The sequence below is a fragment of the Peribacillus sp. R9-11 genome, assembly GCF_031345095.1.
GTDB classification, from domain to species: Bacteria; Bacillota; Bacilli; order Bacillales; family DSM-1321; genus Peribacillus; species Peribacillus butanolivorans.
Genome location: NZ_CP133763.1, coordinates 5573475 through 5598167, shown reverse-complemented (window position 1 = coordinate 5598167; position 24693 = coordinate 5573475). Strand labels below are relative to the sequence as shown.

Below are 24693 nucleotides of genomic sequence, written 5' to 3'. Positions count from 1 at the left end.
CCTCTAAAAAAAATTAATTTTGGTTCGACCATTCTTCTACATCCCATACTTTGGTAATCCAATCTTCATAGAAATCAGGTTCATGACAGACAAGGATAATCGTTCCCTTATACTCTTTTAATGCACGTTTTAGTTCTTCTTTCGCGACAACATCCAAATGGTTCGTCGGTTCATCAAAAAGCAGCCAGTTACTTTCTGTAAGCATGAGCTTACACAAGCGGACCTTCGATTGTTCACCACCACTTAAGTGACTCATTGGACGTGTAATGTGCTCGTTTTTCAAACCAACTCGAGCAAGGATGGCGCGTACCTGTGGTTGATCGAGATGTGGGAATGCATTCCATACTTCATCGATCGGTGTCGTGTTGCCTGCTTTCACTTCTTGCTCAAAATAAGAAGAGAAAAGGAAATCGCCAAGGGATCTTTTTCCGCTTAGAGGATCAATTTTACCAAGAATCGTTTTTAACAGCGTAGATTTTCCTACTCCGTTACAGCCGACTACGGCAATTTTTTCCCCTCGTTCGATGGTCATCGATAGCTTTGGAAGCAATGGACGGTCGTAGCCAATTTCCAAATCCTCCCCTTCAAATACATAACGGCTGCTCGCACGTGATTCTTTGAAGTCAAAAGTCGGTTTCATTGCAGTCTCCGGACGATCGATGCGTTCCATGCGGTTCAATTGCTTCTGACGACTCTTTGCCCGACCGGTCGTTGAGTAGCGGGCTTTATTTTTAGCAATGAAATCTTCCTGCTTTTTAATGAATTCACGCTGTTTTTCATATGCATTGATGTGTTGATTTTTATTCAATTCGGCAAGCTCCAGGAATTTTTCATAAGTTGCCGTGTAACGGGTCAATTTTGAAAATTCAAGATGGAAAATGACGTCGACGACCCCGTTCATGAACTCGGTATCATGCGAAATTAATAAGAATGCATTAGGATATTCCTTTAAGTAGCTGCTCAACCAGCGGATATGCTCCACATCCAAGTAGTTAGTCGGTTCGTCAAGGAGCAGTACTTCAGGCTGTTCTAAAAGTAACTTGGCAAGTAAAACTTTTGTCCGTTGTCCACCGCTTAGGGCAGAAACGTCACGGTCCAATCCGATTGCATCTAATCCCAAACCGCGTGCTGCCTCTTCAATTTTAATATCTAGATTGTAAAAACCACCGGCTTCAAGCTTGTCCTGGATTTCACCCATTTGTTCTAAAAGTTCTTCAAGTTCTTCAGGAGTAGCTGTCCCCATTTTCTCTGTTACTTCATTCAATGCTTTTTCTTGCTCGAATAACGGTAAGTACGCATCCCTTAATACGTCGCGAATCGATTTACCTTTTGAAAGAATCGTATGTTGATCAAGATAGCCGTATTCGACACCAGGTGTCCACTCAACCCGTCCTTCATCGTGAATCAGTTGTCCTGTAATGATATTCATCATTGTTGACTTCCCAACACCATTTGCCCCGACTAGACCTACATGCTCGCCAGCCATTAGACGGAAGGAAACATCCTTGAATAAGGTACGATCGCCAAAGCTGTGTGCTAATTTATCTATAGAAAGTAAGCTCATTTATATTGAACCTCCCAATTAATTTGAAAAAATCTCTACGTTTCATCATACTAAAATCTGTACTAGATTGCTATCTAATCTTATTTACATATGAGCCCTCTATTAAACGGAGTGAGTGAAAGGATCATGTTCGAAAACTTATATAGATTGGCTTATAACTACTGACTCTTGACCAATCGAAAAACGGGTTACGAATCTTCAGGCAAACAGTGGCTGAGGAATAATTGTTTCTTAATAATGAACATGAAACAGTATTGGGAATCATGTTTTTTGCGTGTTATGTCTTTGTACTTTATCGCTCCTGCATAAATTATATGAGATAATGAGGGAAGCAGTTTAAAAGGGAAAGGATGTTATTATGAGTAAAACAGTCGTACTGGCCGAGAAACCATCGGTCGGAAGAGATATAGCAAAAGTGCTGAATTGCGGAAGAAAGGGTAATGGCTTTTTTGAAGGCGATCAGTATATCGTTACTTGGGCACTCGGTCATTTGGTGACCCATGCCGACCCGGAAACTTATGATGAAAAATATAAAACGTGGCGTCTTGAGGACCTGCCTATGCTGCCTCCTTCCTTAAAATTAGTCGTGATCAAACAATCAGGCAAGCAATTTCAATCGGTTAAAACGCAATTGAACCGTAATGATGTCAAGGATGTCATCATTGCGACTGATGCAGGTCGTGAAGGAGAACTTGTTGCACGCTGGATTCTCGAGAAAGCGAATGTGAAGAAGCCCATCAAGCGGCTTTGGATCTCCTCTGTAACGGATAAAGCTATTAAAGATGGCTTTAAAAAGCTCAAAGAGGGAAAAGAGTATGAAAACCTATTCGCCTCTGCGGTAGCTAGAGCGGAAGCAGATTGGATCGTAGGTATGAATGCAACACGGGCGCTCACAACCAAGCATAATGCCCAGCTATCCTGCGGTCGGGTTCAAACGCCAACGCTTGCGATGATTGCCAAAAGAGAAGAGGAAATCAAACAATTCCAGCCTAAGAAATATTATGGTGTTTCGGCAACAGCAGAGTCTAAGTTGCGACTCGTTTGGCAGGATGCTCAATCAAAAGATGTCCGCACATTTGATAAAGCGAAGGCAGAAAAGGTTCTTACAGCTGTTAAAGGGAAACAGGCGGAAGTGGTGGAAGTGAACAAATCCCATAAGAAAAGCTTTGCGCCTTCTTTATATGATTTAACGGAGCTTCAACGGGAAGCCAATAAGAAATTCGGCTATTCGGCGAAAGAAACGTTATCGATCATGCAGCGCTTATATGAGAGCCATAAGGTCTTGACTTATCCAAGGACGGATTCACGCTTTTTATCAACGGATTTGGTTGATACGCTAAAAGAACGATTGCAGGCGGTCAGCATCAAGCCGTATGCCCAGTATGCTTCGAGAATTCTGCGCAGCCCGATCAAGGCCAATAAATCGTTTGTGGATGATAGCAAGGTTTCCGATCACCACGCAATCATCCCGACTGAGCAAACGCCGCTTCCGGGGAAACTGAGTGACAAAGAATCGAAGATCTATGACTTGGTTGTCAAAAGATTCCTGGCTGTATTAATGCCTCCGTTTGAATATGAACAAACGACTATCACCGCTAAGATAGGTCAAGAAACGTTCATTGCTAAAGGGAAGGTCGTCTTGAAATCAGGTTGGAAGGAAGTCTATGATCATCACTTCGATGAAGAAGAGGCTAAGGATGGCCTTGTTGAGCAACTGCTTCCTGCCGTTCAAAAAGGTGACAATTTAGTTATCTTAACTGTGAAACAAACAGATGGGGAAACAAAACCACCGGAACCATTCAATGAAGGATCATTGCTATCAGCAATGGAAAACCCTGCTCGCTTCATGGCAGGGGAAAGCAAGGAACTCATCAGGACTTTGGGAGAAACAGGCGGGATTGGTACCGTTGCGACCCGGGCTGACGTTATTGAAAAATTGTTCAATAGCTTCCTGATTGAAAAGAGAGGGAAGGGTCTTCATGTTACGTCGAAAGGGAAGCAGCTCCTCGAGTTGGCTCCTGAAGACTTACGTTCTCCGGCATTAACAGCACAATGGGAACAAAAGCTAACGGCCATCGCAAAAGGAAAGCTGCCAAAACAAGCTTTCATCGGCGATATGCGTACCTATGCCAAAAATATCGTTCATGAAATCAAAAATAGTGATCAAAAATTCAAGCATGATAATGTTTCAGGAACGAAATGCCCGGATTGCGGCAAGCTTATGCTTGAAGTGAATAGTAAAAAGGGGAAAATGCTTGTCTGTCAGGATCGTGAATGTGGACACAAAAAAGGTGTTTCACGTGTAACAAATGCCAGATGCCCGCAATGTCACAAAAAGATGGAAATGCGCGGTCAAGGAGAAGCACAAACATTCACATGTAAATGCGGTTTTCACGAAAAACTTTCTTCGTACAATAAACGGAGAGGGCAAAATAAAAACCAGCGGGTATCGAAAAATGAAGTCTCCAATTATATGAAAAAGCAAAATAAAGAAGAACCGATCAACACAGCCCTGGCGGATGCCCTGGCTAAACTGAAATTCGATAAATAAAAGAAAAAGGATGGAGCAATCGCTCCATCCTTTTTCTTTATATTACTGCTTCGACTAAATTTCATTCAGTACGGTGCCATGTAATTCATATTCAAGTGTGTTGTCCATTTTTTGTGTGTGTTTACCCGAATCTACTCGTATGAGCGTACTGAATGGCTGCTGATCACCTGGACTGAAAATCGCTTCATCATTCTCTGGATTCCATAGGCTGTAAATACTCATAATCTGTATCCTCCTTTGGGTGAGAAGACTAGTAATTCCCTTCTTGATTATCATCTAACTTTTCAATTAACTCTAACGCTGATCACCGGGACTAAACACCGCTGCGTCATTCTCTTTGTTCCATTGGCTTCTGATTGTACTCATCGTGCACATCATCTCCTTTGGTGAGAATGTCTTACAGTATTTGTATACCCGGCTAGGACAGGTTAAAACATTTATTTTCAAAAAAAGGTGTAATTATATATTCGATGTAAGGTATATCCATTAATTTTCAGCAGATATATATTCAAAAAGGTAAAGATGAATTAAATGGTCAATTTCATAATGTATTGTTCGCCAATCATTCCGACCCTTCTCATACCGGTATCTTGAAATCCAACCTTTATATATAGTTTTTGTGCGGGGATGTTCTTATGATTAACAGCTAATACAATTTCATCACAATTAGGAAATTCTGATTTAACAAACTCGGCCAGTAGGAGCATGCCTTGTTTTGCATAGCCCTTTCCCTGCTTAGCATGATCAACTGATAATGCAGTTAGCAACATGGCATTCGGATTAGTCGAATATTCAATTACGCGATCTGTTGAATGCAGTAAAAAGAAACCTACAGGTTCATCATCACTTAAAATGACGATACGATGCTGTCCTTTTGTTACTTCAGTAAAATTGTTGGGCAAGGTAGTAAATAGTCCTTGTTCTTCAGGGAGTTCAAAATGATTTAGTTTTTCGGAATATTCATCTGAAAAATGCTTTAACTCAATGAAATTTACCATTTCCATAAAATGATTCCCCTAACCTTTTTGCTTTACATTACCATAAAATAGTCGATTTTTTGCATATCTTTGATAATTTCAAAAAGAAAAATCACTTGAAATGTAAAACCATGAGAGGCTGCACGATCGATAACTAAAATTTGGATAGAGCCATACCAAAAGAAAAAACCCTGTTACGACGCAGAAGAACCGCATTGTAACAGGGTTTTAAAATTAGCGTCCCAGATAGGAATCGAACCTACGACCTACAGCTTAGGAGGCTGTCTAAATAAACAGTTCTCCTTAGCATTTAGTCGGAAAGCTAGTATATATTGATATATAGGGCATTTCACAGTATTAACTGAATACCCTACGTAATTACATAATAAAAGTTTCTGACATTCAGGAAACAATAGTACCAACTTTTATTATATATGGATGAAATGCTAATAATCAACAGATTTTGCTTAACTATTTTTTAGGAACAAGTTTTACTGTATCATCAAACTCGATAGCCAATTCAATCATCCTTTGTTTTAATAAATCCAACCTATTTTCTTCTTTGGAAAAACAATAATCATAAATTAAGTCCTGTGCAGGTTCATCATTAGTTTCGAATTCACAATAACTTAATAACTTCTCTGAAAACATTTCTATGCTATTTATCCCCAAATCTTCCAAGTGGTTTAAATAATCTATTTCAGCCGAATCGCCAAACCTATCATAAAGAGTAGTCAATGTTTCATAGATTTTCAGCAAAGTTAAAGGCAAAATTTCTGAATCAATTTTACTTATTCGTTCTATTCTATTTATAGTTTTTATTTCCATCACCCTAATCACCTCAATAATATGATAACAGACATAATTGGGAAATAAATGGTAAGCAATTTTGCTTAATCAAACTTTTTTTAAAAGTAGAGTTCTTATGCAAATTGTAATGCCATAATTTATTGAATATTAATAGTCAAACAGGGGACAAAACAGACCTGTTACAAATTCCTTTATGTAGGAAGGGAAGAGAGTTAGAACTAGCCTGTTGCCACTCTTTAACAACTATCTCTGTATATTCTGACCATTTATAAGGTGTTTTCGTGCTAATATCTTTAAAAGGAGAGTGGGATATATTGACTAAATTGGAATACGGTAAAGGCTATGATCTTGAAATGTGGAGAAAACGAAGCAAGGAACGTACTGATATAACTGGACACCTTACACATTTAACTAGGATACCAAGAGATAATTCTGAACCGCTGAATGTAGTTATCAAAAGAGGTGTAGACATTCTTATAAAGATATTAAAAGAACGAAAAATAATAGGTAGTAATCCAAGCCAGGGATTTATTGTCGGGAACAATCCGGCTGTGTGTTTTCAAGAAGCACCTTTATACGGTGTCTGTCAGAATATTTATCATGAACAAGAGAATAGGCAAGCATTGGGCGGAAAAAATAGATATGATGCTTTAGGATTGTCTTTTGCAAAAAGATATGTTTTTGAAAAAGGTGGGCGACCTGTTTTATATGAAGATAAGGATATTGCAAAAAAAATTCTCCCTATGGAAGAATGGTGGAGAATAGTAAGCTTTAATTTAGCTGATGAAGGAAAAATTATTGATTGGACACATGAACGTGAATGGCGAGTTAAAGAAGATTTTAAATTTGAACTTTCTGAAACATATGTATTGTTACTCAATCAAGCAACATATCGATATTTTATTGAAGAAATTGATAAAGATACACTAAAAGAATTAAAGGGAATAGTTGTTTTACAACCTATTTTAGAATGAAAATGAAAGCTGAAGAATTAAATGAATACTTACAAAACAGATATAAAAATCATAAATGATGGTGCAGCCGTCAGAATTAAACAAAAAAAAGACACCTTCCCACTGTTTCAGTCCGGTTAAAAACTGATTCAATGAAAAGGTGTCTTTTTTATATTTTTCCGTAATAAGCTTTTTTAATGTTTTCATCTGTGATGGTAGCATCAAGTGAAGACCATACCCCAAGAAAATTATCTAGGCTTCCACCAGCAAGATGATGCGTTGTGCGGTCAATTCCAATACTTCTTTCTAATTCAGCAATTCCAACATAAGGCAGGTTGGATTCTTTATAATTCTTTGAAGCATCTAGTACAACTTGTAGATACATTGTTTTTGCTTCAGCGATTTGTTTCTGTAACAATTCCTGAAATTCCCTTCGTTCTTTACTGAATTCCGGACCAACTTCTCTAATTTCTTCACGGACTTTTTTCAAGTCTTCGATTTCGTACTGGTCAACTAGGGAAATCTTTGCTTCTGCATCACGCACTTTTTCAGTAATGACTTCAAGATTCTTTTTCTCAACATTATAAGAATCACTGGTAAGCTTATTAAGGATATAAAGTTTGTGGGTTGCTTTTGTGTGTTCCTGCTGTTCGGCATGTTCTTCTTTCAAGGCTTCCAGTTCTTCCTGTGCCTTTACTTTTCCTTCAGCATAATCTTCCTTTATTTGTTCAGCCTTTTGAAGCAATTCTTTAACTTTGTCACTTGGTTTTTTAGCCATGATTTAATTCCCCTTTTCTCTTTGCCTTCGTTATGATCTTGATTTGATGCTTGGATATTTTCCACGTTTGATGCTTGGATAACTTCACCTTGTTCAACCTTCAGAACACCATTAAAAAAAGGCTTTAAGGATGAACTTAAAACCGGTGCTGTATTCAATCCAAGTTTCTGAAATAGGCCAACTTGACCGGCTTCTGCTGCTTGAATTCTTCTATATTCAGTATTGCTTTTTGAAAGTGCGATTAGATAACGATTCTTTGCAGCAATGACTTCCTTTTCAAGCTGTTCTGCTGCTGTAAGCAATTCGTCTTTAAACTGGTCATGAACTGCTGAAATATCACCAGCAACTTCAAGTAAGTCTTCACGTAAATAACTTTCTACTATTCTTAGTTCAGAACCCAAAGAACGAACAGCATCTTCTTTTTGGTGTGCTGCTGTTTCCAGTTCAGATAATACTGATTCAGGTTTCTTGAAACGTCTTGCGTCCATGAACTCCTTATAGGCTGCTTGATATTCTTTATCTGCTGCCTGATACTTGGCAAGTAATTCTTTACTAGTCTTTTCATAACCGGCAACAGTTTTTTCAGTTTGTTCATTAAGTCCTTCAACCGTTTTTACAAAGTTTTTCATGGACGCTTTTCACCTTCCTTTGTCAGTATGATCTTAGAATATTCGGGTGCCACCAGTGGCCGATTTTTTAAATTGGAACTGTCGATTCGCTGCTGCAACTCGTTCAGCTTCATACTCTTCCATTGTTTGTACTTTTTCTTCAACCACCGTTTCCATGCTATCTCGGTATGCATCCACCATAGCCTGTTTGAATGCTTGCTGTTCTGCAATACCCTGTTCAATCATCTTTCTTGTTTCACTGTATTCTGATTCTGTTCGTTCCCCAAAAAATGGTCCACTGTAATTTGTCATTATTCATTCATCCCTTCAAATTATGATTGTAGTCTTGCTAATAATGATTGTTTGCGGTCTTCTACATCGGATTCAGTTGATGCTGCTGGTTTATCTTGCTTTCTTAATTGACGTTCAGCATCGGCCTTCAGTACATAATCAAATACACGTGTAAATGTATTGATTTCATTAAGTGACATGGAATCTTTATCAGCAAGGCGTAGAACATGCTTTTTCACCTTATCCCATGCAGCAAATTCACTTTCTGGTATGCTGGCATCTATGAGTGCAGACACGTAAGAATTCCATATTGGATTATCAAAGAATTCAGAAGTGTAAAGTGTCTTTGATGAAATGGCTTCTTGCTTACAAAGGTTTTCAATAGAAATACCTTTAACTTTTGAATTTGCATATGCCCGTGCAATTTTAATTTGTCTTTCTGTTAATTCCTTTGGTGCTTCGATTTCTTTGTTTTCCATAATGAACATTCTCCTTTTCTAGTAAACTGTTAATAGCAGCACATCAGGATTTAATTGCCCTATGTTTGGTTTGAAACTGCTGATAGATTTTAGAACTCTATTTTGGTAAAGGTTTGCATCCAGTAAAGTATTAATAATTCCTAGAATCCTTTTTTCATCAGGTACTTTCCGACCTAGTAGAAACTGAAGTTCCTGCAAGTCACACAAGGCTTTGAACTTTGCCTGTTTCAACATCTTCTTGAAAGTAGATATGTGGGATTGGTCTTCCAGCTTTTTAAAGGGAACTTCATATTCCTTTTTACCGGTCCGAACTTCTTGAATTGCTTCAGCAACTAAAACCAATAGCATCGGCTGATCTTTGAAAATGGAACCTTCTTCAGTTGCCTTTTTAATCTGATTTAACGCTGTATATATTGCTTGCACTTGCTTCACCTTCTTTCCTTAATTGTGTTAATGCATTATGTAATACCGTTATATCCTTTTCAGAGATTCCAGCTTCCTTGAAAGCTTGTTTTATTCTTTGTGCTGTATCTGGTTGCATCTGATTAATACCGGCTTCAATCTTACTTATTGATGCTTGATTAACACCGACTATTGCAGCCAGTTCAATTTGCGTGTAATTAGCCACTTGTCGAATGTGCTTTAATAATTGACCGTCCATCTTATCACCTCAATCAATCATCCTTTCGGTGGGCATAAAATATGCTTAATGGGTAAAAAAGAAACAGCACCACCGATTAAAGTAGTGCTGGAACATTCTTTTTGCCATGGGGTTGTAAGCTGTTCAATAGAAAACGAAAAGAAAAAAGGGTAATCAAACGAAAGTCACTCAGTTTCTACAATTACATTTTGCTAGGTTCAAAACTCAATCCGTTTATCGTTTCAGGATTCTATTATCTTGTACCTTTCTATATATAGGGTTTAGTTCGGACACCTAAAGTAAGACAGAAAATTTTCTATATAATTTCATACCGGTTTTTCAGTTTTAGCTGCGGGTGAAACCCAGGGTACCCCCACCAATAAAGGAGTGTTGAACATGGAAGACAAAATACATAAAGACAAAATTTATAATCTGGTTGTTGCTATGTCTGAAGATATGAAGGAACTGAAGGAACAGGTGAAAAGGATTGAAGATAATCAGAAGGGAATTGTGGAAACCTTGAAAGGGAAGTGATTGCTGTTCAAGTAGGTGTTCAAAGGTGAAGGCAGTGTGAAATCAGGGTAGCTGTTTAAATAAGGCCAACCACACATAAAACTAGGGGGTGGCCAACCCGTTACCCCGTACCTTTGAATTCTTGAATATTAATAATCAATTATCACTGAATACAAACCTAAAAGAATCAGTTGCTTCAAACATATATACAAATTGTTTTTAACTATTTAAGAAACATGATCTTGAATTAACAAAGCATTTAATAAAGCAATTAATAATCATTTCATTAACCAATTCAATTAGTCTTTATGTTGTTGTTCATTCAATGCTTAATACTTTATTGTTTATTATCAATGGAGATGCTGAAGAACTGAAGAAGATAAGAAGCTAATTGTCTTTGTCTTTGCTGTACAACATCAGCACATAAGCAGCAACCAGCACACGCTGCACACACTTTAATAGATACATGAAGCCTTTACTATTCAGCTACATCTGATAAGCAGCACGGCATGAATAAGCTGATATACCCCAACCAATAAACAGCAGCACCCCCCATTTAAAATAAGGGTATTCCCTAAAAGTATAAAAAGGGGGAATGAATAAAAACCCTTGATTTTACTAGGTTCAAACGTTCCCTATTTTCATTCCCTAAATGTGATGGTATAATCAAGATACAAATTACATAAAAGGGTTGGTTAATAATGATTTACGGATATGCAAGGGTTTCAACTAAAGAACAAAACTTAGATACTCAACTAGAAAAACTAAACAGCCATAAATGCGATATTATCATCCAAGAAAAGTTTACCGGTGCTACTTTAAAACGTCCTGAACTAGAAAAGCTACTGAAGGAAATGAAAGCCGGTGACAAGCTTATAATTACCCGCGTGGACCGTCTAGGAAGAAATACAAGGGAATTGCTTGCACTGGTGGAAGAATTGCAGGAAAGGGACATAACGCTGTTTATAATGGAACTTGGAATGGAAGCAACACATCGGAACGGTAAAATGTTTCTTACAATACTTTCAGCACTAGCAGAAAATGAACGGGAACTACTTGCTGAAAAACGTACTGCTGGAATTAAGAACGCAAAAGAAAAAGGTGTGAAGCTTGGAAGGAAAGGTAAATCAAAAGGACAAGTGGAACAAGCTATTGAACTATGGAAACGGAATGATAAAACAATAAAGCAAATTGAAGAAGCAACTGGTGTAAGCAAGTCCATCCTTTACAGAGAAATACAGAAAAGAGAATTGAAACGTGAAGTAGTATGAACTGGTGAAAGCCGGTTCTTTTTTTTGGACTAATAAGAAGAAGCAGCACCTTATCAGCAGCAAACAAGCCAGCTAAGAAGTTATAGGAAGTTATAGATGTATTTACACCTGAAGAAGTTAAAGCAGCGTACAAAGGGAAACTGAAGCACTGATTAATTGCGTAGGAAAAGCAAGCGAAGGGTGCATTTCTTTCCTTGCACAAGGTTCATTCCATGCTGTTTTTCACCGTCCAAAACCGTCCCCAATCACCCTGTTCCTTTACATTCCTGTAATATTTGAACCAATTACTGTAAGTATCTAATTACATACCGATAAGCATCTAATTACCCCATAGGTAGCAACCTGTTCCAGACCTATCCCCTACGGTTAAACACTAGTACCATTTCCTTGAACCTGTCTATCTGGTAGCGAATTATTCCCTACGGTTAAACACTGATAAAAGGAAAGCAAGAAGTATGATCTTGAATTTAGGTACCGGTCTTTATGCTTCGCACTTGTTCGAATCTCCGATTCTCCAAGAACTAATTCAAAAGATAATAGTCTAATCTGTTTGGTAGCTGCTAAAGGTCTGGTCTATTTATCAGCGTATAAAGAAAAGTGTTTAGTTCTTTGAAATAACTGAAGGATTGGACAAGGTGCTTTTTCCTTGTTCAAGGCTTTTGCCGGTAGGCAATGTGTTTAAGGTCTTCTTCTTATCGAATAGATAAGAGGTACGAAACTGCCTTAAAAGTGCCTTCGCCCTTACTCCACCAAGGGTTTCAGCGTATTTTTTCAGGGTATGTTTTGGTGCAATTCTTGTAGTTTCAGGGTATGTTTTGGTGCAATTTTTGCACACCATGGACCACCCCTTTATAAAATACTTGGTTGGCTTGGTCGTACTTTACCCCTTGCTGGTGTACCTAAAGATACACAAAACAACAATTAAAAAGTCTGTAACCTCTATGAAGTTGTTTAAGAGTTACTTGGTGTTGTTTTCTGAATCAAAAATATTAAGGGGAAAAGGGAAATGATTAAATCTAAAACAGATATTGAAATTATAAGAGAAGTGGACGAAAATGGAGAATTTGAAGATTTTGCTGTTGTCAGGAACCTATCTAATAAAACCATTATAGATAAGTCTGATTTACAGAAGATGAAAAAATACCAAGCAGAAAAAAGAACTTATGATAATTTCGTAGACATTGCAGGGGGTTTTTCGTTTATGCTGGTTGACACATTGAAAGCATTACACAAAGATAATCAATTTACAGACATTGAAAAGGCTAGAATCATGTTTCTTGGAACGTTCTGTTCTTATGAGACATCAGGAAGATATCTATTCACCAACAATAATCAGCCCCTACTTAAGAAAGACTTGCAGGAACTACTGGAAATCACCAATAAAAAAGAATTCTATAAGTTTTATAACATGCTGATTGAAACAGGAATCATTGAAGAAGAAGTACTTGGCAGGTTTGAGGTGCGGTTAAAATGGAACAGCAAATACCATTTCAAGGGGAAGGCAGCAAAAGCCGGCACCAAAAGTACTGAAACGGTTAAAGCCTATGATAGACAAATTCAAACACTGTACAAAGAAAAGAATGCAAAAGGGAAAAGCATAAACACCCCTAAAAATCTATATGTCTTGTTCATGGTGCTGCCATTCATCAATAAAGAATCCGGTGTACTTTGTAACCAACAGCACAACCCCATTGAAGAAGATTGTGAACCACTGGAATTAAAAGACTTGGCCGAGATGTTCGGATATGCAAGAATGACAACACTAAAAACAAAACTGATGAACTGCAAACTTTATGGAACTAACGTTTTCTTCATCGGTGAAGGCATGAAGGATAGAAAGAAATACACCCGTATTTATGTAAATCCATTTGTATCTTGCAGAAGTCCGAAAGCACCGAATGCATCACTTCTTGCAATGTTTCCGGATACAGAAAAGGCAATAGTAAAACAGCTTCAAGCAAAACGAAAAAAGAAATAATCCACACCCTGAACAGTTGGTTTAATGCCTTCCGTTTGGGGTGCTTTTTTTATGGCCACTTTTAAAGTGTTGCAGTATGATCTTGAAAATTACTATTCAAAATTCACTTGGTTCCAAACAGTTCTTCATGCAATTTATCCACTAAATATTTAAATGCTTCGTCGTCCGTCTTAAAGCCATTGTGCTGCACGAGTTCAGTAAACTTTCTGTATGTATCGTGATAAGTAAACATCTTTATGTATCGTCCATTTTAAGCCATTACGGAAGTTTTTCGGCTTCCTACTAACCACCCCTGAAACATACGGTGTTGCTTTTGAAATAAAACCATAGCTTCTTTGGCAGTGGAGATTCGTAATCTTGCTAAGTGACCGCCAAGTTTTTCTGCAATAACCGGTGAAAACTTCACATCCGTTTTCAACATTACATATTCAATAAGCACATTAATTACCGGTGTTGGCAGCCTGTTATCTTTTTCTAGGCTTGTTAGTGCCTTTAATTGTGCATCAGTGGGTGCTACACCGTTTGATAATTGGGTTAACCGTTGTACGGGTGTAATAGTTGAAAGAAGATGTATTAATTCTTCTTCTTTACTAGCAAAAGTAGATTTTTCAGTCATGTTTACCACACCCCACATTTTATTTGGTCGGCAATGTTTCTTTCAATTTGTTCAACTGACAATACACCAGTTCTTTTTGCTGCTGGAACTTTACTTAAATCAGTAAGCAAAGAACAGCAGCATTGCTTTTAATTTCGGTATGATATGTATGATCTTGAATATTCATATAAAGCAGTTCCTTAATAAACTGTTATTTTTATCCTTGGTTGTATGTTAATAACACTCATTATTATACAATAGGGTCATATGATAAAAGGGCGGGATGAAGAATGAAAGTATACCAAAGAGATTATAGAACGTTAATGGAAGACGAACAACTAGAATGGGACAGATTAAAAAAAGAAGAGATAATCAAAAGTGTAGGAAATTTAGAAATAAAACGAAGCCTGTTTCATAAATATCCTAAAGCAGCAAGACACTTTAGAAGCCTGTTTCCAAATAATTATTTAGACCCTATTGAATTAAAGGATGAAGCAAAAATAAATAACATGCTAAGTAACTTTCTAAAAGTTATAGAAGACCAAAAGTCTAATGAATTAAGCATACTAAACTTTATTAATAATAATGAAGCTTATCCATTAATTGCTTCTATACTGAAAAAGTATAGTTTCGGGCATCATGATGCCTATATTTTCCCGGAATTTCAACTAGGTAATTCATATCGTGTTGACTACTTACTAGTCGGAAAAAGTTCCGGTGGATACGAATTCTTATTTGTTGAATTAGAACACCCGAATGAAAAGATATTTTTAAAGGATGGATATTACGGTGAAGCTTTTAGAAAGGGATTAAAGCAAGTTAAAGATTGGAGAAGGTGGCTTGATAGTAACTTTGTATCTTTACAGGAAACTTTTAGAAAATCAAAAAATCTAGATAAAGCACTTCATGAAGAATTTTTAGTTTCTGATAGTACACGATGGCACTTTGCGGTAGTAGCAGGGAGACGTTATGATTTTGAAAAAAATAAGGAATATACCTATAAACTTCGAAGAGAAGAAGTGGTGAATAAAATTGATATATTACACTACGATAACCTTTACGATATGGCTAAAAATATAATTGGAGAAGCTACTTATTAAAAAATATTCAACCCTGTTAACTTAAAAAATTGACCGTAACAGGGTTGATCTTCTAATTTTAATTTGATGCAACTGATTCGAGACAAAAGTTAGATATTGTTGATAACCAATGTTCTACCTCTTTATCTATATCTACTTCGCATAATTGTTCATATGTCATTGCTTGAACAACTTCATTATTTAGTCTTTTCTTAATTTTACTTTCCTTTTGTTTAACTTTTTCAGGCTTTAACTCATCCCAAGGACTGGAATAGACATCATCTTCATGAATTTTTTTAGCAAGTAAATTAGGTACGTTGCATTGACTTGTGAATGCAATATCTATATCTAATACTGATTTAATTGCTTTGTGACTAATGTAATTCTCCATTTCCCTTTTATTCGTACTAAATGCTTTTGAACCATCTCCACGTGCATTAACCATATTACAAGATTCTTGATATTTAGGGGGCGACATATTGTCACCATCATAAATATGAACTTCAGGTAAACCTAAAGATTTAAGGTAATGCTTTTCAACCCATCCTTTAAGAGTGCTACCACCTAAAGGTAAGACCACAACCCTTTTGGTTTCTCTTAAATTAATAATACCTTCATTTACTTGACTAATTATTTCACTAAAAGTTTTTAGCGTCTCTACATCATGAATACCTTCAACAAAAACTAGTAATTTTACATTATCTTCTATAGGAGACCGTAATACTCCCAATGCATTTGCAACGTCTTTTATGACATTCATATCATTACTAGCATTATGAATCATTTTTCCCAAATCTGTCTTTTCTATATACCGTAAAGAATCTATTGGTAATAAACCAGCGAATCCTGGCACATGTGTGGTTAAGATTACTTGTGTATTTTCAGTTTCAGATAATGTTTTTAATGCTTCTGCCAATAGCATTTGATTATTTGGGTGTTGTGCTGTTTCAGGTTCTTCAATCGCATAAATTACACCTCGACCATTAGACTTAGACATCTTTCTTTCGGCTTCAGCCCTAAAAAAGTTTAATAGAATTAATCTTCTAACGCCACTACCTCTTTTATTAATAGGTATATTTTCATCACCATCTAAAGAAAGTTTAAATATCTTGTCCCACTTAGGTTCTTCAGTAAACTTAGGTGTTAGCTGTTTAGCCAGAGTTTCGTCCATTTCTTTCAATTTTTCAACTGTATGTCCTGCTACTTCTAAGACTTTTTTCTCTATATTTTCTTTTATCAAGTCAAGTTGTTCCTGCACTGTTTCTAATGCTTCTTTTACAGCTAATTTCATGGGGTCCTGAACTTCTGAATCCCCATCTAGACTTGGCCTATCTGATTGAAAAAGAGAATACAAAGGTAGCTGCCCCTTTATTTTTTCCCATAATGGTTTACCTTCCCCTTTAGCTAGTGAAATTTCTTTTAAAGAAAACTCAGGATTAACTAGTGATCTATATATAGCTTGTCTAATACTTACATTTGAACTCATAACTATTTGCTTTTCATCCAAAGCTGATTCTTTCACTAGCTTTTTTAATTGAGTATTATTTAATTGAATTAGGTCAGTTGAAAGTTCTGTAGAAGGGTAGTTGGCAATAATAAATACTTCTGGATTAATAGTTTTTTTACTGCAATCATAAATTTTATGTATTTCAAGTTGATTATCGATATTTAGTAAATATTCTTGTTCCAACGTTGTTATAGCACTAGAATCTATAATAATATCTTTAGGTAAATCTGAAAAAACACAACCAATCCTAACAAAATTATTATTACTATGAACACATAAATCTTCTTGTTCAATTTTAACCACTGTATTATTAAAGAAAATTTCTAAAGCTTCTAGGATTGTTGACTTGCCAATATCATTTTTCCCTATAAAAGATGTTAAATCGTTTATATCCACCGATATTCTTTCTTTATATGACCTGAAATTTTCTAAAATTACTTTTTCTAATTTCAATTGAATTCCCCCTTAAGCTTAAGTGATTATTATCCTATAATCTTACCATCAAATTCCATTTTATTGATTAAAATATATGAAAATTTAATCATTATTGTATATTTACTCTTTTTTTTGACTTTGTTTTGGTTTTTCGTCTGAATTTTTTGGAAGGGTGGAAAACGGCTGGACAGAAAAATGACTACCTTTAGCTAACAGAAAAACAAATCTGAAAGCTAAAAGCAGCCGTTTATTGATTACTGAATTTCCCGTCAGGGAATTGAATCCGTATGTATCACCTTATTTAAACGCTGTACTTTCATACACAACAGACTTTTTACATGCCAAGCTTGTCCAACATGCCGAATGTTATCGTTTGTCTATTGCTACCTGCACCATAATGCACCAAGCAACCTTACCGAACCGTTAATGGTCGTCCGCACCTAGACTTCCCACAACAGAAATAAGGAACTGTCATACGTGGAAACGCTGAACTTTATGCATTGGCTTCGCTTACCTGTCAAGGTTTGATTTACTTGCTATAGTAGGCATTCCAGCAAGTGAACGTTTACCAGAACCTTATGTAAAAAAGGCAATAATTAAGAAGCCTTGCATCATCAAAATTTTTTCGATAAAATGAAGGTAATTAACAGACTGGTAGCTGTTCAGTTATTCAGTTTTATATGTTGTTTGGGTCACCTACTGCGAATAGGTGGCTTTCTTTTTGTTTAAAATTATCTATTACGCTTCATATACTTTCTGACAGGTGAGAATTTATTGTGCTGATCTTTGATGTGTATATCATCCAACTGCACATATTTTCTTGTTGTTGTAATATTTGAATGGTCAACAATCTTCTGCAAAGTAAATAAGTCCCCACCATTTAGAATGTAATTCCTAATGAAAGTATGCCTGAATCTATGTGGATGCACTTTGGGTATTCCCAACGCAGTTCCTACTTTATTTAACCTTCTTCTGATTGTGTCACCAGTTAATGGTTCACCATAAGCGTTCATGAATAGTGTTTCATGGTCCCCGAAGTATCCGATACACTCATTATGAAGCCTTCCTAGTTCCCGCATTACATCTCGGCTTAATGGGATGTGACGACCTTTTCTGTTCTTATTTATTTCTGGTGGTATAAAGATTGATGATTCTTTAAAATCCATATTAGGAATCTGAATAGAGGTAGCTTCGTTAATTCGCATTCCAGTATCAAGCAAAAGCAGAACTAGCAGTTTATCCCGCCATTCACCATAATTTCGTTCATTAAAATAATTCAAAATCATAGTTACTTCTTCATCTGAAAAACCCTTTACTTCTTCTTCAGCATCCAGTTTAAGGTTTTTAATATTCTTCATAGGATTTTTAGACGTTAAACCTTCTTCAAACCAAAACTTACACATGGTTCTCAATGTGCGTAACCTGATATTGATTGTGTTTACTGATAAAGTGGTATTTTTTTCACGTTGTTCGTCCCCTGCATAAGCCTTTTTGCTTTTTAAATAAGTAATATAGCCTCTAATTAAAGAAGGGGTAAGGTCATCAACATAGTTAAAAGATGGATGATGCACTGTTAAATAGCCAGTTAAATAGCTAATGTGACGATTGTATTCGACTAATGTGCTGTCTCGAAGACCTTCAGCCACTTTTGCCTTGAGGAAAATTTCTAAAGATTCTTGTATCGTATAATCAATCTTTAAATTATCAGTTGAATTACTGCTTTGCTGCCGTTCCTTTATAAGAGTTCCCCGTTGTTTAATTACAGTTTTAGCCACAAAAAAAAGCACCCCCAAACGTTGAAAACATTAAGTGAATTGAATCACTATTGTTTCCTACATTCAGAAATGCTTTTATCCTACATACGTAGTACAGCCATTACGTTTTAATCAATAAATACTTACCCTGCTATAAAACCGGCTTTAACCGGATTATAACAGGGTCTTCCATACATTAGCGTCCCAGATAGGAATCGAACCTACGACCTACAGCTTAGGAGGCTGTCGCTCTATCCTACTGAGCTACTGGGACATATAAAAAGTTCAACGACCTATTCATTATATTTCTTATAGGCAAACTTTTCAAGTTAATAGCTTATACTTATGAAAATATTCATCATAATAGCTTAACAAGTGATGATGTTCAGTGTTAATAGTCGGAGAAAGCTTGGTAATGATGGTGTCTAATATAAGAACCTTGCTTGAGTTCAAGTAGGGGAGGCAAGCTATTTATTAAAGCAGGGAGAGACTATGTTTCCTGAAGATTCATAATATATTCATTGACATTGATAATCATTATCAACTATACTGAACCCATAGTAAATACTCTATTTCAAGAAAATAAAATTAGTAATAGACATTAGAAGAGTGGCGATTTTTCAATTATTACCAAATGAATATATTATATTAATATAAGAAAAGTGAGTGAGTTATGAAACCTATTGCATATATAAGTACGGATATTCAATTTACAAGGCTTCAGGAGATTGACTACAAAAGAGGGTTAGTATTTCTGCAATTATATGATATTCCATACGCTGATTTATCTGCATATGCGGGAATCCTGATCACGAATTTTGTAGAAGAGGCCTTCTTACTTGATCATAAAAACATCCTTGAAGACTATTTAAATGATGGTGGCGTCATTTTTTCACAAGCTGAAAATTTCCTTCCTTGGCTACCTGGTTGTGAGAATTGGAAGCGATCCCCTATTTCCTTACGAGACCGTGAAATCCGTCTTACCGAGCCCGTGCATCCAATGTTCTATGGAATTGATCCTTATGATTTGAATCATAAAAAAGGAGTTCGGGGCTTTTTCTCAAGAGGATACTTAGAGGCTCCTGAACATTCGGAAGTCATTGTGGAGGATCAAGATGGGAAAGCGATCATTTATATCGATCGGAAAACGACGGGTGGCACGATTGTTGCTGGAGCTGGAACAGACCTTTACCGTTTCGGTATTGAAGAAAATAGTTCACGCGTTTTAAGCACTCAGATGCTAAATTGGATTCGTCAAGAATATGAAGCAAACAAGGAGGAACAGAAATGAAAGTAGCAATTTTAGATAACGGTTACAGCTTTCATCATCGCTTCTTTCAAATGGAAGAGTTCGCTTATATGTATGACGATGTGCTCCAAATTCGGCAGCTACATACCTATGACTTAAATCAATATGACACGCTAATTGTTAATGATCGGATGTCGCTACTACTTTTAAAACGTTACCAATCGTATTTCATTAAATTCCTTCAGGAAGGAAAACGATTAGTCGTTTTCGGCGAAGTACTGGACAATTGGCTTCCGGGAGTATATTGGGAGAATTCAGAAGTGGATTTTAGTTGGTGGGTGAAAGAGCACGGAGACCTGCCGTTAACAGCTAATAATATAGATCATCCGTTGTATCAGTATGTAAGTCTGTCAGATATGAAATGGCATTATCATGGAACGTTCAAAGTTCCGGAAGGTGCAAAATCACTAGTGGATACACCGGACGGCCGCTCAATTATTTATACAGATGACGTGTCATATAACGGAGAATTAGTTATTACTACACTAGATCCAATCTTTCATATCGGATTAGGATTCATAGATCAATCCAAACCATTTTTACATGGGATGGCGAAATGGCTTAGAAAAGAAGTACGGGAGAGAACATCATGAAGAAAAAATGGACAATGTTAGCGGCAACAACTGTGGTGGCAGCCTTGATTACAGGCTGCGGCAATACAGCGGAAGAAACAAAAGGAGATACAGCTGAAAAACAAACGACGGCTGAGGAGAAAGTCATTCAAGATCAGCTTGGCCGTGACGTAACTGTACCGGGTAAAGTCGAGCGTATTGCGGTTGGTGGTATTCTTCCATACTTTTCTACATGGTATGTAGCTACAAACTCAACGAAGGAAGTTGTTGGATTACATCCGAATGCTTATAATGCTGCGGAGAATTCCATTCTTGCTGACATGTCGCCGGATATTTTAAAAGCGGATACGTCGTTTATTAAAAATGGTGAAGTGAACGTAGAAGAATTATTGAAAATCAATCCGCAGCTTTATTTTGAAAACTCACAGAATCAAAAATCTATTGATAAATTAGAGGATGCAGGCGTTTCTGTGGTGGCCTTAAGTGCTATTGATGTAGCGGCAGCTGAACCATTAGCGACTTTTAACAGTTGGTTGAAAGTGACGAGTGACATTACTGGAACAACTGAGAGAACGGACATGTTCTTGAAAAAAGGCAAAAAGGTCCAAGCTGAGTTGGATGAAAAATTGGATGGTATCAAAGAGAAAGATAAGCCAAGAGCATTAATACTATACCAACACAGCGATAAAAGCATTATGGTTGGCGGTAAAAACTTCTTTAGTAATCAATGGCTAAACGCAACAGGAGCATACGACGTTACGGCAGAAGAAGTTACCGGAACAAAAGAAGTGAATATGGAGCAAATTTATAAGTGGAATCCCGATATTATTTACATTACAAACTTTTCAACTACACAACCTGAAGACCTAACAAACAATGTATTTGAAGGTCAAGACTGGAGTCAGGTAAAGGCTGTGCAAGCAGGAAATGTTTATAAAATTCCTCTGGGTATTTACAGATGGTTCCCGCCAAGTGGGGATGCGCCGCTTATGTTGGAGTGGATGGCACAGAAAAATCATCCTGAACTATTTGACTATGATATGAAGAAAGAAATCACAGACTATTATTCAGAATTCTATGATTACGATGTAACGGAAGAACAAGTAGAGAATATTCTGCACCCTTCTTCTGATGCTGCAAAACAGTAAAGTAGGGAATGAATATGAAAAAATGGAAAACGCTCCTGTTCTGGATTTTACCAATTGCTATGGTTATTTTGTCTCTAAGCATTGGACGTTACGGAATGGATTTAGGGACTCAAATCAAGATATTACTATCAACTTTTCTTCCAATTGACCATACTTGGACGCAGATGGAAGAAACAGTGGTCCTGCAAATACGCCTGCCGCGTATTTTGCTTGCCTTGTTAATAGGTGCTGGTCTTTCAATCGCAGGTGCCTCATTCCAAGGTATGTTTGGCAACCCGTTGGTTAGTCCGGATATCCTTGGGGTTTCGGCTGGTGCCGGGTTTGGGGCTTCCCTTGGGATTCTATTACTAGGTCATGGCTTCGCTACACAAGTGATGGCACTTGGTTTCGGCCTAGCGGCAATCGTCTTTACCTTCGTGATTAGCGGAAAAAAAGATTCACCTGTTTTCATGCTTGTTCTGGCTGGTGTCGTTACATCGGCATTATTCCAGGCGTTGATTTCCTTGATTAAATTCGTCGCTGACCCGGAAGCAAAACTGCCAGCGATTACTTACTGGCTGATGGGAAGTCTTGGTACGGCAACATATAAGGACTTGTATATCGGGGGACCGATTATCCTTGTGGGCATTCTGATTCTATATTCCCTTCGTTGGAGAATAAATTTATTGACGTTGCCTGAGGATGAAGCTAAATCACTTGGTATTCCAGTAACACGTTTGAAATGGACAGTTATTTTTGGCGCAACACTTATTACTGCTGCCTCAGTTGCGATAGGCGGTATCATTGGCTGGGTTGGGTTAATTATTCCTCACGTTGCAAGAATGCTAGTTGGTAATAACAATCAACTAGTCTTACCAGTATCTCTTTCAATCGGTGGAGCCTATTTATTGTTGATTGATAATCTGGCTCGCTCGGTAACGGCTACAGAAATTCCACTCTCAATCTTGACGGCAATTATAGGTGCACCATTTTTCGCAATATTGCTTAGAAAAACAGGAGGTGGCTGGTCATGAGAATTGAGGTGCAGGGAGGAAATTACTTTTATGCTCGGAAAAAAGAAGAAGTTCCTTACCTTTACCAAACAGACATTAACTTTTCGCTGAATGACGGAGAGATAATGGCGATACTAGGACCAAACGGTGCAGGAAAGACAACGATGTTAAAATGCATCACAGGTCTTCTGGACTGGAAAAAAGGTCAAACGCTCATTGATGGAAAGCCGCTTCCTTCGCTTTCACGCAAAACCGTCTGGAAACGGATTGGTTATGTTCCGCAGGCGCATAAAATGGTATTTGGTTTTACACTCGAAGAATTGGTCATTATGGGAAGAGCCCCATACATCAGTGCGCTTGCCCAGCCTTCCGTGAAGGACCGTGAAGCCGCTCACCTAGCCCTGGAAACTGTAGGGATTGGCCATCTTGCTGGGAAGTCCTGCAATACAGTCAGTGGTGGTGAGTTGCAACTAGCGTTGATTGCACGTACGCTGGTATCAGACCCGGAAGTGCTCATTCTCGATGAACCGGAATCCCATCTTGATGTTCAAAAGCAGGTTGTGATTTTACAGACATTAAAGCGTTTGTCACAAGAAAAGAAAATCTCTTGTATCATAAACACGCATTACCCAAACCATGCGTTTTTCCTTGCTGACCATGTGTTAATGACAGCCAAACAAAAGCCGGTCGTTTACGGAGAAGTCCAGGAAGTCATGACAGAATCCCGGATGAAGGAATACTTCGGAATTGAAATGAAGAAGATTATTTATGAAGAAGATGAGAACTTTTTTATTGAAACGATGGTGCCGAAAGATTTAGGCATTCCGCGTGATCAAAATACTTGTCGATTTACTAGTTAAAAAAAGGCAGCCACCGGGTTGCCTTTTTTTTCGCTAAATGGAATACTTTATTATTTACTAGTTTTCTGGTACTATTATGCTAGAAAAAATTAGGAGAATGATAGTGGGAAAATACAGAGTTTTATTGATGGTAGCATTGCTGGGAATTTTAATTTTGCCTTCATGCTCACAAGGGGTTTTAGAGAATATAGGTACAAAGACGGCTGCACCGATTGCGGAAGATAACATTGAAGTGGTTGCAGCAGCGGAGAATGACGTCGGGCAGAATTCGGAGGACAGATTATATCCTGAACAGATCGATACGAGAAACTGGATAAGAGCCGAGTCCACGGTTCAACTTCCAATATTGATGTATCATAGTATTTCTGAAGGTAATAACCTTCGGGTACCAAGAGAGGAATTTCAATCACAAATGAACTGGCTTCGGGAGAATGATTACTATACATTATCCCCTAGGGAAGCATTTCTTGTTTTAACGGAAAATCGGATGCCAAGTGAAAAGTGTGTCTGGCTTACTTTTGATGATGGCTATACAGATAATTACACGGAGGCTTTTCCTATATTAAAAGAATATAATATGAAAGCTACTGTTTTTATGATCGGGAAATCTATTGAAAAAAGTCATCACCTGACGGAAGAACAAATGGTGGAGATGAGCGAGAATGGGATTTCTATTGAAAGTCATACTATCAACCATCTTGAGCTTAACCGTATGACGGTAGGGCAGCAGGAAGCTGAAATGGTACAGTCAAAGGATTTATTCGATCGTATTCTCCAACAGGACACGACAGTACTTTCATATCCTGTTGGTCGGTATAACGAGGAGAGCCTTAGGTTGTCAGAAGAAGCTGGATACAAGATGGCAGTAACCACCGAAGCTGGTGGAGCTTCAAGGGACCAAGGGATGCATGCACTGCACCGAGTTCGGATTTCACCCGGATTATCAGTCGATGGATTTGCAGCGCTGATTGAAAATGCATCACGTTATTAATTGAAGACAAGGTATTTCGGAATCAGTCTGAAAAATCA

26 protein-coding genes and 1 tRNA gene are annotated in these 24693 nt (G+C 37.4%); 12 read left to right on the top strand and 15 right to left on the bottom strand.

The features are described from left to right. Positions 1–13 precede the first annotated feature (13 nt). Positions 14–1564: an ABC-F family ATP-binding cassette domain-containing protein gene (locus RE409_RS27215; protein WP_201187617.1), complete on the bottom strand. Its 1551-nt coding sequence runs from the start codon at positions 1562–1564 to the stop codon at positions 14–16. Positions 1565–1922: 358 nt separating this feature from the next. Here RE409_RS27215 and RE409_RS27210 point away from each other — a divergent pair, with 358 nt between their 5' ends. Continuing rightward, positions 1923–4115, top strand: a complete 2193-nt coding sequence (locus tag RE409_RS27210) for a DNA topoisomerase III (RefSeq protein ID WP_201187616.1) — start codon at positions 1923–1925, stop codon at positions 4113–4115. Between the two features lie 54 nt (positions 4116–4169). On the opposite strand, the gene RE409_RS27205 is transcribed toward RE409_RS27210, so the two are convergent. From RE409_RS27205 to RE409_RS27195, 3 genes are all read right to left on the bottom strand, one after another. Further along, a complete protein-coding gene (locus RE409_RS27205; RefSeq protein WP_201222539.1) occupies positions 4170–4337 on the bottom strand; it encodes a hypothetical protein in 168 nt (55 codons plus the stop codon). Positions 4338–4642: 305 nt separating this feature from the next. Further along, positions 4643–5119, bottom strand: coding sequence for a GNAT family N-acetyltransferase (locus tag RE409_RS27200; protein WP_201187590.1), 477 nt, complete (start codon positions 5117–5119; stop codon positions 4643–4645). 444 nt (positions 5120–5563) lie between these two features. Then, entirely contained in the window at positions 5564–5920 is a 357-nt protein-coding gene (locus RE409_RS27195) for a hypothetical protein (RefSeq protein WP_201254130.1), read from the bottom strand. A 296-nt stretch (positions 5921–6216) separates the two neighbouring features. Here RE409_RS27195 and RE409_RS27190 point away from each other — a divergent pair, with 296 nt between their 5' ends. Next, complete coding sequence (locus tag RE409_RS27190; RefSeq protein WP_242486083.1) at positions 6217–6876, top strand: DUF2971 domain-containing protein; 660 nt, start codon at positions 6217–6219, stop codon at positions 6874–6876. Positions 6877–7024: 148 nt separating this feature from the next. Here RE409_RS27190 and RE409_RS27185 read toward each other — a convergent pair whose 3' ends face one another. Genes RE409_RS27185 through RE409_RS27160 form a run of 6 tightly spaced genes read right to left on the bottom strand, consistent with a single transcriptional unit; the run spans position 7025 to position 9672 of the window. After that, positions 7025–7633: a hypothetical protein gene (locus RE409_RS27185; protein WP_201254129.1), complete on the bottom strand. Its 609-nt coding sequence runs from the start codon at positions 7631–7633 to the stop codon at positions 7025–7027. After that, positions 7576–8262 (bottom strand): hypothetical protein, encoded by a 687-nt coding sequence (locus RE409_RS27180; protein WP_309558338.1) that lies wholly within the window; start codon positions 8260–8262, stop codon positions 7576–7578. The genes RE409_RS27185 and RE409_RS27180 overlap by 58 nt, the downstream gene beginning before the upstream one ends. Positions 8263–8295: 33 nt before the next feature. Further along, on the bottom strand, positions 8296–8553 hold the full coding sequence (locus tag RE409_RS27175) for a hypothetical protein (protein ID WP_309558337.1): 258 nt from the start codon (positions 8551–8553) through the stop codon (positions 8296–8298). 20 nt (positions 8554–8573) lie between these two features. Further along, complete coding sequence (locus RE409_RS27170) at positions 8574–9011, bottom strand: hypothetical protein (protein ID WP_309558336.1); 438 nt, start codon at positions 9009–9011, stop codon at positions 8574–8576. Positions 9012–9029: 18 nt separating this feature from the next. Then, positions 9030–9434 (bottom strand): hypothetical protein, encoded by a 405-nt coding sequence (locus tag RE409_RS27165; RefSeq protein ID WP_201254125.1) that lies wholly within the window; start codon positions 9432–9434, stop codon positions 9030–9032. Next, positions 9400–9672 carry a helix-turn-helix domain-containing protein gene (locus RE409_RS27160; protein WP_309558335.1) on the bottom strand — a complete coding sequence of 91 codons (273 nt, stop codon included), beginning with the start codon at positions 9670–9672 and terminating at the stop codon, positions 9400–9402. The genes RE409_RS27165 and RE409_RS27160 overlap by 35 nt, the downstream gene beginning before the upstream one ends. 375 nt (positions 9673–10047) lie before the next feature. On the opposite strand from RE409_RS27160, the gene RE409_RS27155 reads away from it, so the two are divergent. Together RE409_RS27155 and RE409_RS27150 are read left to right on the top strand one after the other, a co-directional pair. Beyond that, positions 10048–10185 carry a hypothetical protein gene (locus RE409_RS27155; protein ID WP_309558334.1) on the top strand — a complete coding sequence of 46 codons (138 nt, stop codon included), beginning with the start codon at positions 10048–10050 and terminating at the stop codon, positions 10183–10185. Between the two features lie 680 nt (positions 10186–10865). After that, complete coding sequence (locus RE409_RS27150; RefSeq protein ID WP_309558333.1) at positions 10866–11435, top strand: recombinase family protein; 570 nt, start codon at positions 10866–10868, stop codon at positions 11433–11435. Between the two features lie 601 nt (positions 11436–12036). Here the strand turns inward: RE409_RS27150 and RE409_RS27145 are convergent. Beyond that, positions 12037–12273, bottom strand: a complete 237-nt coding sequence (locus RE409_RS27145; RefSeq protein WP_309558332.1) for a hypothetical protein — start codon at positions 12271–12273, stop codon at positions 12037–12039. A 168-nt stretch (positions 12274–12441) separates the two neighbouring features. On the opposite strand from RE409_RS27145, the gene RE409_RS27140 reads away from it, so the two are divergent. Next, positions 12442–13413: a hypothetical protein gene (locus RE409_RS27140; RefSeq protein ID WP_309558331.1), complete on the top strand. Its 972-nt coding sequence runs from the start codon at positions 12442–12444 to the stop codon at positions 13411–13413. A gap of 250 nt (positions 13414–13663) precedes the next feature. Here the strand turns inward: RE409_RS27140 and RE409_RS27135 are convergent, their stop codons facing one another. Then, the gene (locus RE409_RS27135; protein ID WP_309558330.1) at positions 13664–14029 is read right to left on the bottom strand and encodes a replication initiation and membrane attachment family protein; all 366 of its coding nucleotides are present in this window, start codon (positions 14027–14029) and stop codon (positions 13664–13666) included. A 269-nt stretch (positions 14030–14298) separates the two neighbouring features. Here RE409_RS27135 and RE409_RS27130 point away from each other — a divergent pair, with 269 nt between their 5' ends. After that, positions 14299–15108 carry a Shedu anti-phage system protein SduA domain-containing protein gene (locus RE409_RS27130; RefSeq protein WP_309558329.1) on the top strand — a complete coding sequence of 270 codons (810 nt, stop codon included), beginning with the start codon at positions 14299–14301 and terminating at the stop codon, positions 15106–15108. Positions 15109–15166: 58 nt separating this feature from the next. Here RE409_RS27130 and RE409_RS27125 read toward each other — a convergent pair whose 3' ends face one another. From RE409_RS27125 to RE409_RS27115, 3 genes are all read right to left on the bottom strand, one after another. Next, positions 15167–17047, bottom strand: coding sequence for an ATP-binding protein (locus RE409_RS27125; protein WP_309558328.1), 1881 nt, complete (start codon positions 17045–17047; stop codon positions 15167–15169). A 713-nt stretch (positions 17048–17760) separates the two neighbouring features. Then, positions 17761–18804: a tyrosine-type recombinase/integrase gene (locus RE409_RS27120; protein ID WP_309558327.1), complete on the bottom strand. Its 1044-nt coding sequence runs from the start codon at positions 18802–18804 to the stop codon at positions 17761–17763. A gap of 179 nt (positions 18805–18983) precedes the next feature. After that, positions 18984–19057: transfer RNA gene (locus RE409_RS27115), tRNA-Arg, on the bottom strand. A 399-nt stretch (positions 19058–19456) separates the two neighbouring features. Between RE409_RS27115 and RE409_RS27110 the strand changes: the two genes are divergently transcribed. The 6 genes from RE409_RS27110 to RE409_RS27085 all read left to right on the top strand — a co-directional run bounded on the left by RE409_RS27110 (position 19457) and on the right by RE409_RS27085 (position 24655). Continuing rightward, positions 19457–20074 (top strand): hypothetical protein, encoded by a 618-nt coding sequence (locus RE409_RS27110; RefSeq protein WP_201222541.1) that lies wholly within the window; start codon positions 19457–19459, stop codon positions 20072–20074. After that, positions 20071–20685, top strand: coding sequence for a hypothetical protein (locus RE409_RS27105; protein WP_201222543.1), 615 nt, complete (start codon positions 20071–20073; stop codon positions 20683–20685). Before RE409_RS27110 ends, RE409_RS27105 begins: the two co-directional genes overlap by 4 nt. Continuing rightward, positions 20682–21812 (top strand): ABC transporter substrate-binding protein, encoded by a 1131-nt coding sequence (locus tag RE409_RS27100; RefSeq protein ID WP_201222544.1) that lies wholly within the window; start codon positions 20682–20684, stop codon positions 21810–21812. The genes RE409_RS27105 and RE409_RS27100 overlap by 4 nt, the downstream gene beginning before the upstream one ends. Positions 21813–21826: 14 nt before the next feature. After that, on the top strand, positions 21827–22825 hold the full coding sequence (locus RE409_RS27095; protein ID WP_201222545.1) for a FecCD family ABC transporter permease: 999 nt from the start codon (positions 21827–21829) through the stop codon (positions 22823–22825). Further along, entirely contained in the window at positions 22822–23664 is an 843-nt protein-coding gene (locus tag RE409_RS27090) for an ABC transporter ATP-binding protein (RefSeq protein WP_201250208.1), read from the top strand. Before RE409_RS27095 ends, RE409_RS27090 begins: the two co-directional genes overlap by 4 nt. 127 nt (positions 23665–23791) lie before the next feature. Beyond that, on the top strand, positions 23792–24655 hold the full coding sequence (locus RE409_RS27085) for a polysaccharide deacetylase family protein (protein ID WP_201188156.1): 864 nt from the start codon (positions 23792–23794) through the stop codon (positions 24653–24655). The last annotated feature ends 38 nt before the right edge of the window (positions 24656–24693 follow it).

What these genes read in the sequence shown, in the direction of transcription:
- RE409_RS27140 (WP_309558331.1), top strand. Translation starts at nt 12,442, where the DNA reads ATGATTAAATCTAAAACAGATATTGAAATTATAAGAGAAGTGGACGAA.
- RE409_RS27150 (WP_309558333.1), top strand. Translation starts at nt 10,866, where the DNA reads ATGATTTACGGATATGCAAGGGTTTCAACTAAAGAACAAAACTTAGAT.
- RE409_RS27130 (WP_309558329.1), top strand. Translation starts at nt 14,299, where the DNA reads ATGAAAGTATACCAAAGAGATTATAGAACGTTAATGGAAGACGAACAA.
- RE409_RS27110 (WP_201222541.1), top strand. Translation starts at nt 19,457, where the DNA reads ATGAAACCTATTGCATATATAAGTACGGATATTCAATTTACAAGGCTT.
- RE409_RS27215 (WP_201187617.1), bottom strand. Translation starts at nt 1,564, where the DNA reads ATGAGCTTACTTTCTATAGATAAATTAGCACACAGCTTTGGCGATCGT.
- RE409_RS27145 (WP_309558332.1), bottom strand. Translation starts at nt 12,273, where the DNA reads ATGGTGTGCAAAAATTGCACCAAAACATACCCTGAAACTACAAGAATT.
- RE409_RS27205 (WP_201222539.1), bottom strand. Translation starts at nt 4,337, where the DNA reads ATGAGTATTTACAGCCTATGGAATCCAGAGAATGATGAAGCGATTTTC.
- RE409_RS27085 (WP_201188156.1), top strand. Translation starts at nt 23,792, where the DNA reads ATGGTAGCATTGCTGGGAATTTTAATTTTGCCTTCATGCTCACAAGGG.
- RE409_RS27095 (WP_201222545.1), top strand. Translation starts at nt 21,827, where the DNA reads ATGAAAAAATGGAAAACGCTCCTGTTCTGGATTTTACCAATTGCTATG.
- RE409_RS27105 (WP_201222543.1), top strand. Translation starts at nt 20,071, where the DNA reads ATGAAAGTAGCAATTTTAGATAACGGTTACAGCTTTCATCATCGCTTC.
- RE409_RS27195 (WP_201254130.1), bottom strand. Translation starts at nt 5,920, where the DNA reads ATGGAAATAAAAACTATAAATAGAATAGAACGAATAAGTAAAATTGAT.
- RE409_RS27175 (WP_309558337.1), bottom strand. Translation starts at nt 8,553, where the DNA reads ATGACAAATTACAGTGGACCATTTTTTGGGGAACGAACAGAATCAGAA.
- RE409_RS27180 (WP_309558338.1), bottom strand. Translation starts at nt 8,262, where the DNA reads ATGAAAAACTTTGTAAAAACGGTTGAAGGACTTAATGAACAAACTGAA.
- RE409_RS27185 (WP_201254129.1), bottom strand. Translation starts at nt 7,633, where the DNA reads ATGGCTAAAAAACCAAGTGACAAAGTTAAAGAATTGCTTCAAAAGGCT.
- RE409_RS27200 (WP_201187590.1), bottom strand. Translation starts at nt 5,119, where the DNA reads ATGGAAATGGTAAATTTCATTGAGTTAAAGCATTTTTCAGATGAATAT.
- RE409_RS27210 (WP_201187616.1), top strand. Translation starts at nt 1,923, where the DNA reads ATGAGTAAAACAGTCGTACTGGCCGAGAAACCATCGGTCGGAAGAGAT.
- RE409_RS27100 (WP_201222544.1), top strand. Translation starts at nt 20,682, where the DNA reads ATGAAGAAAAAATGGACAATGTTAGCGGCAACAACTGTGGTGGCAGCC.
- RE409_RS27170 (WP_309558336.1), bottom strand. Translation starts at nt 9,011, where the DNA reads ATGGAAAACAAAGAAATCGAAGCACCAAAGGAATTAACAGAAAGACAA.
- RE409_RS27135 (WP_309558330.1), bottom strand. Translation starts at nt 14,029, where the DNA reads ATGACTGAAAAATCTACTTTTGCTAGTAAAGAAGAAGAATTAATACAT.
- RE409_RS27160 (WP_309558335.1), bottom strand. Translation starts at nt 9,672, where the DNA reads ATGGACGGTCAATTATTAAAGCACATTCGACAAGTGGCTAATTACACG.
- RE409_RS27155 (WP_309558334.1), top strand. Translation starts at nt 10,048, where the DNA reads ATGGAAGACAAAATACATAAAGACAAAATTTATAATCTGGTTGTTGCT.
- RE409_RS27090 (WP_201250208.1), top strand. Translation starts at nt 22,822, where the DNA reads ATGAGAATTGAGGTGCAGGGAGGAAATTACTTTTATGCTCGGAAAAAA.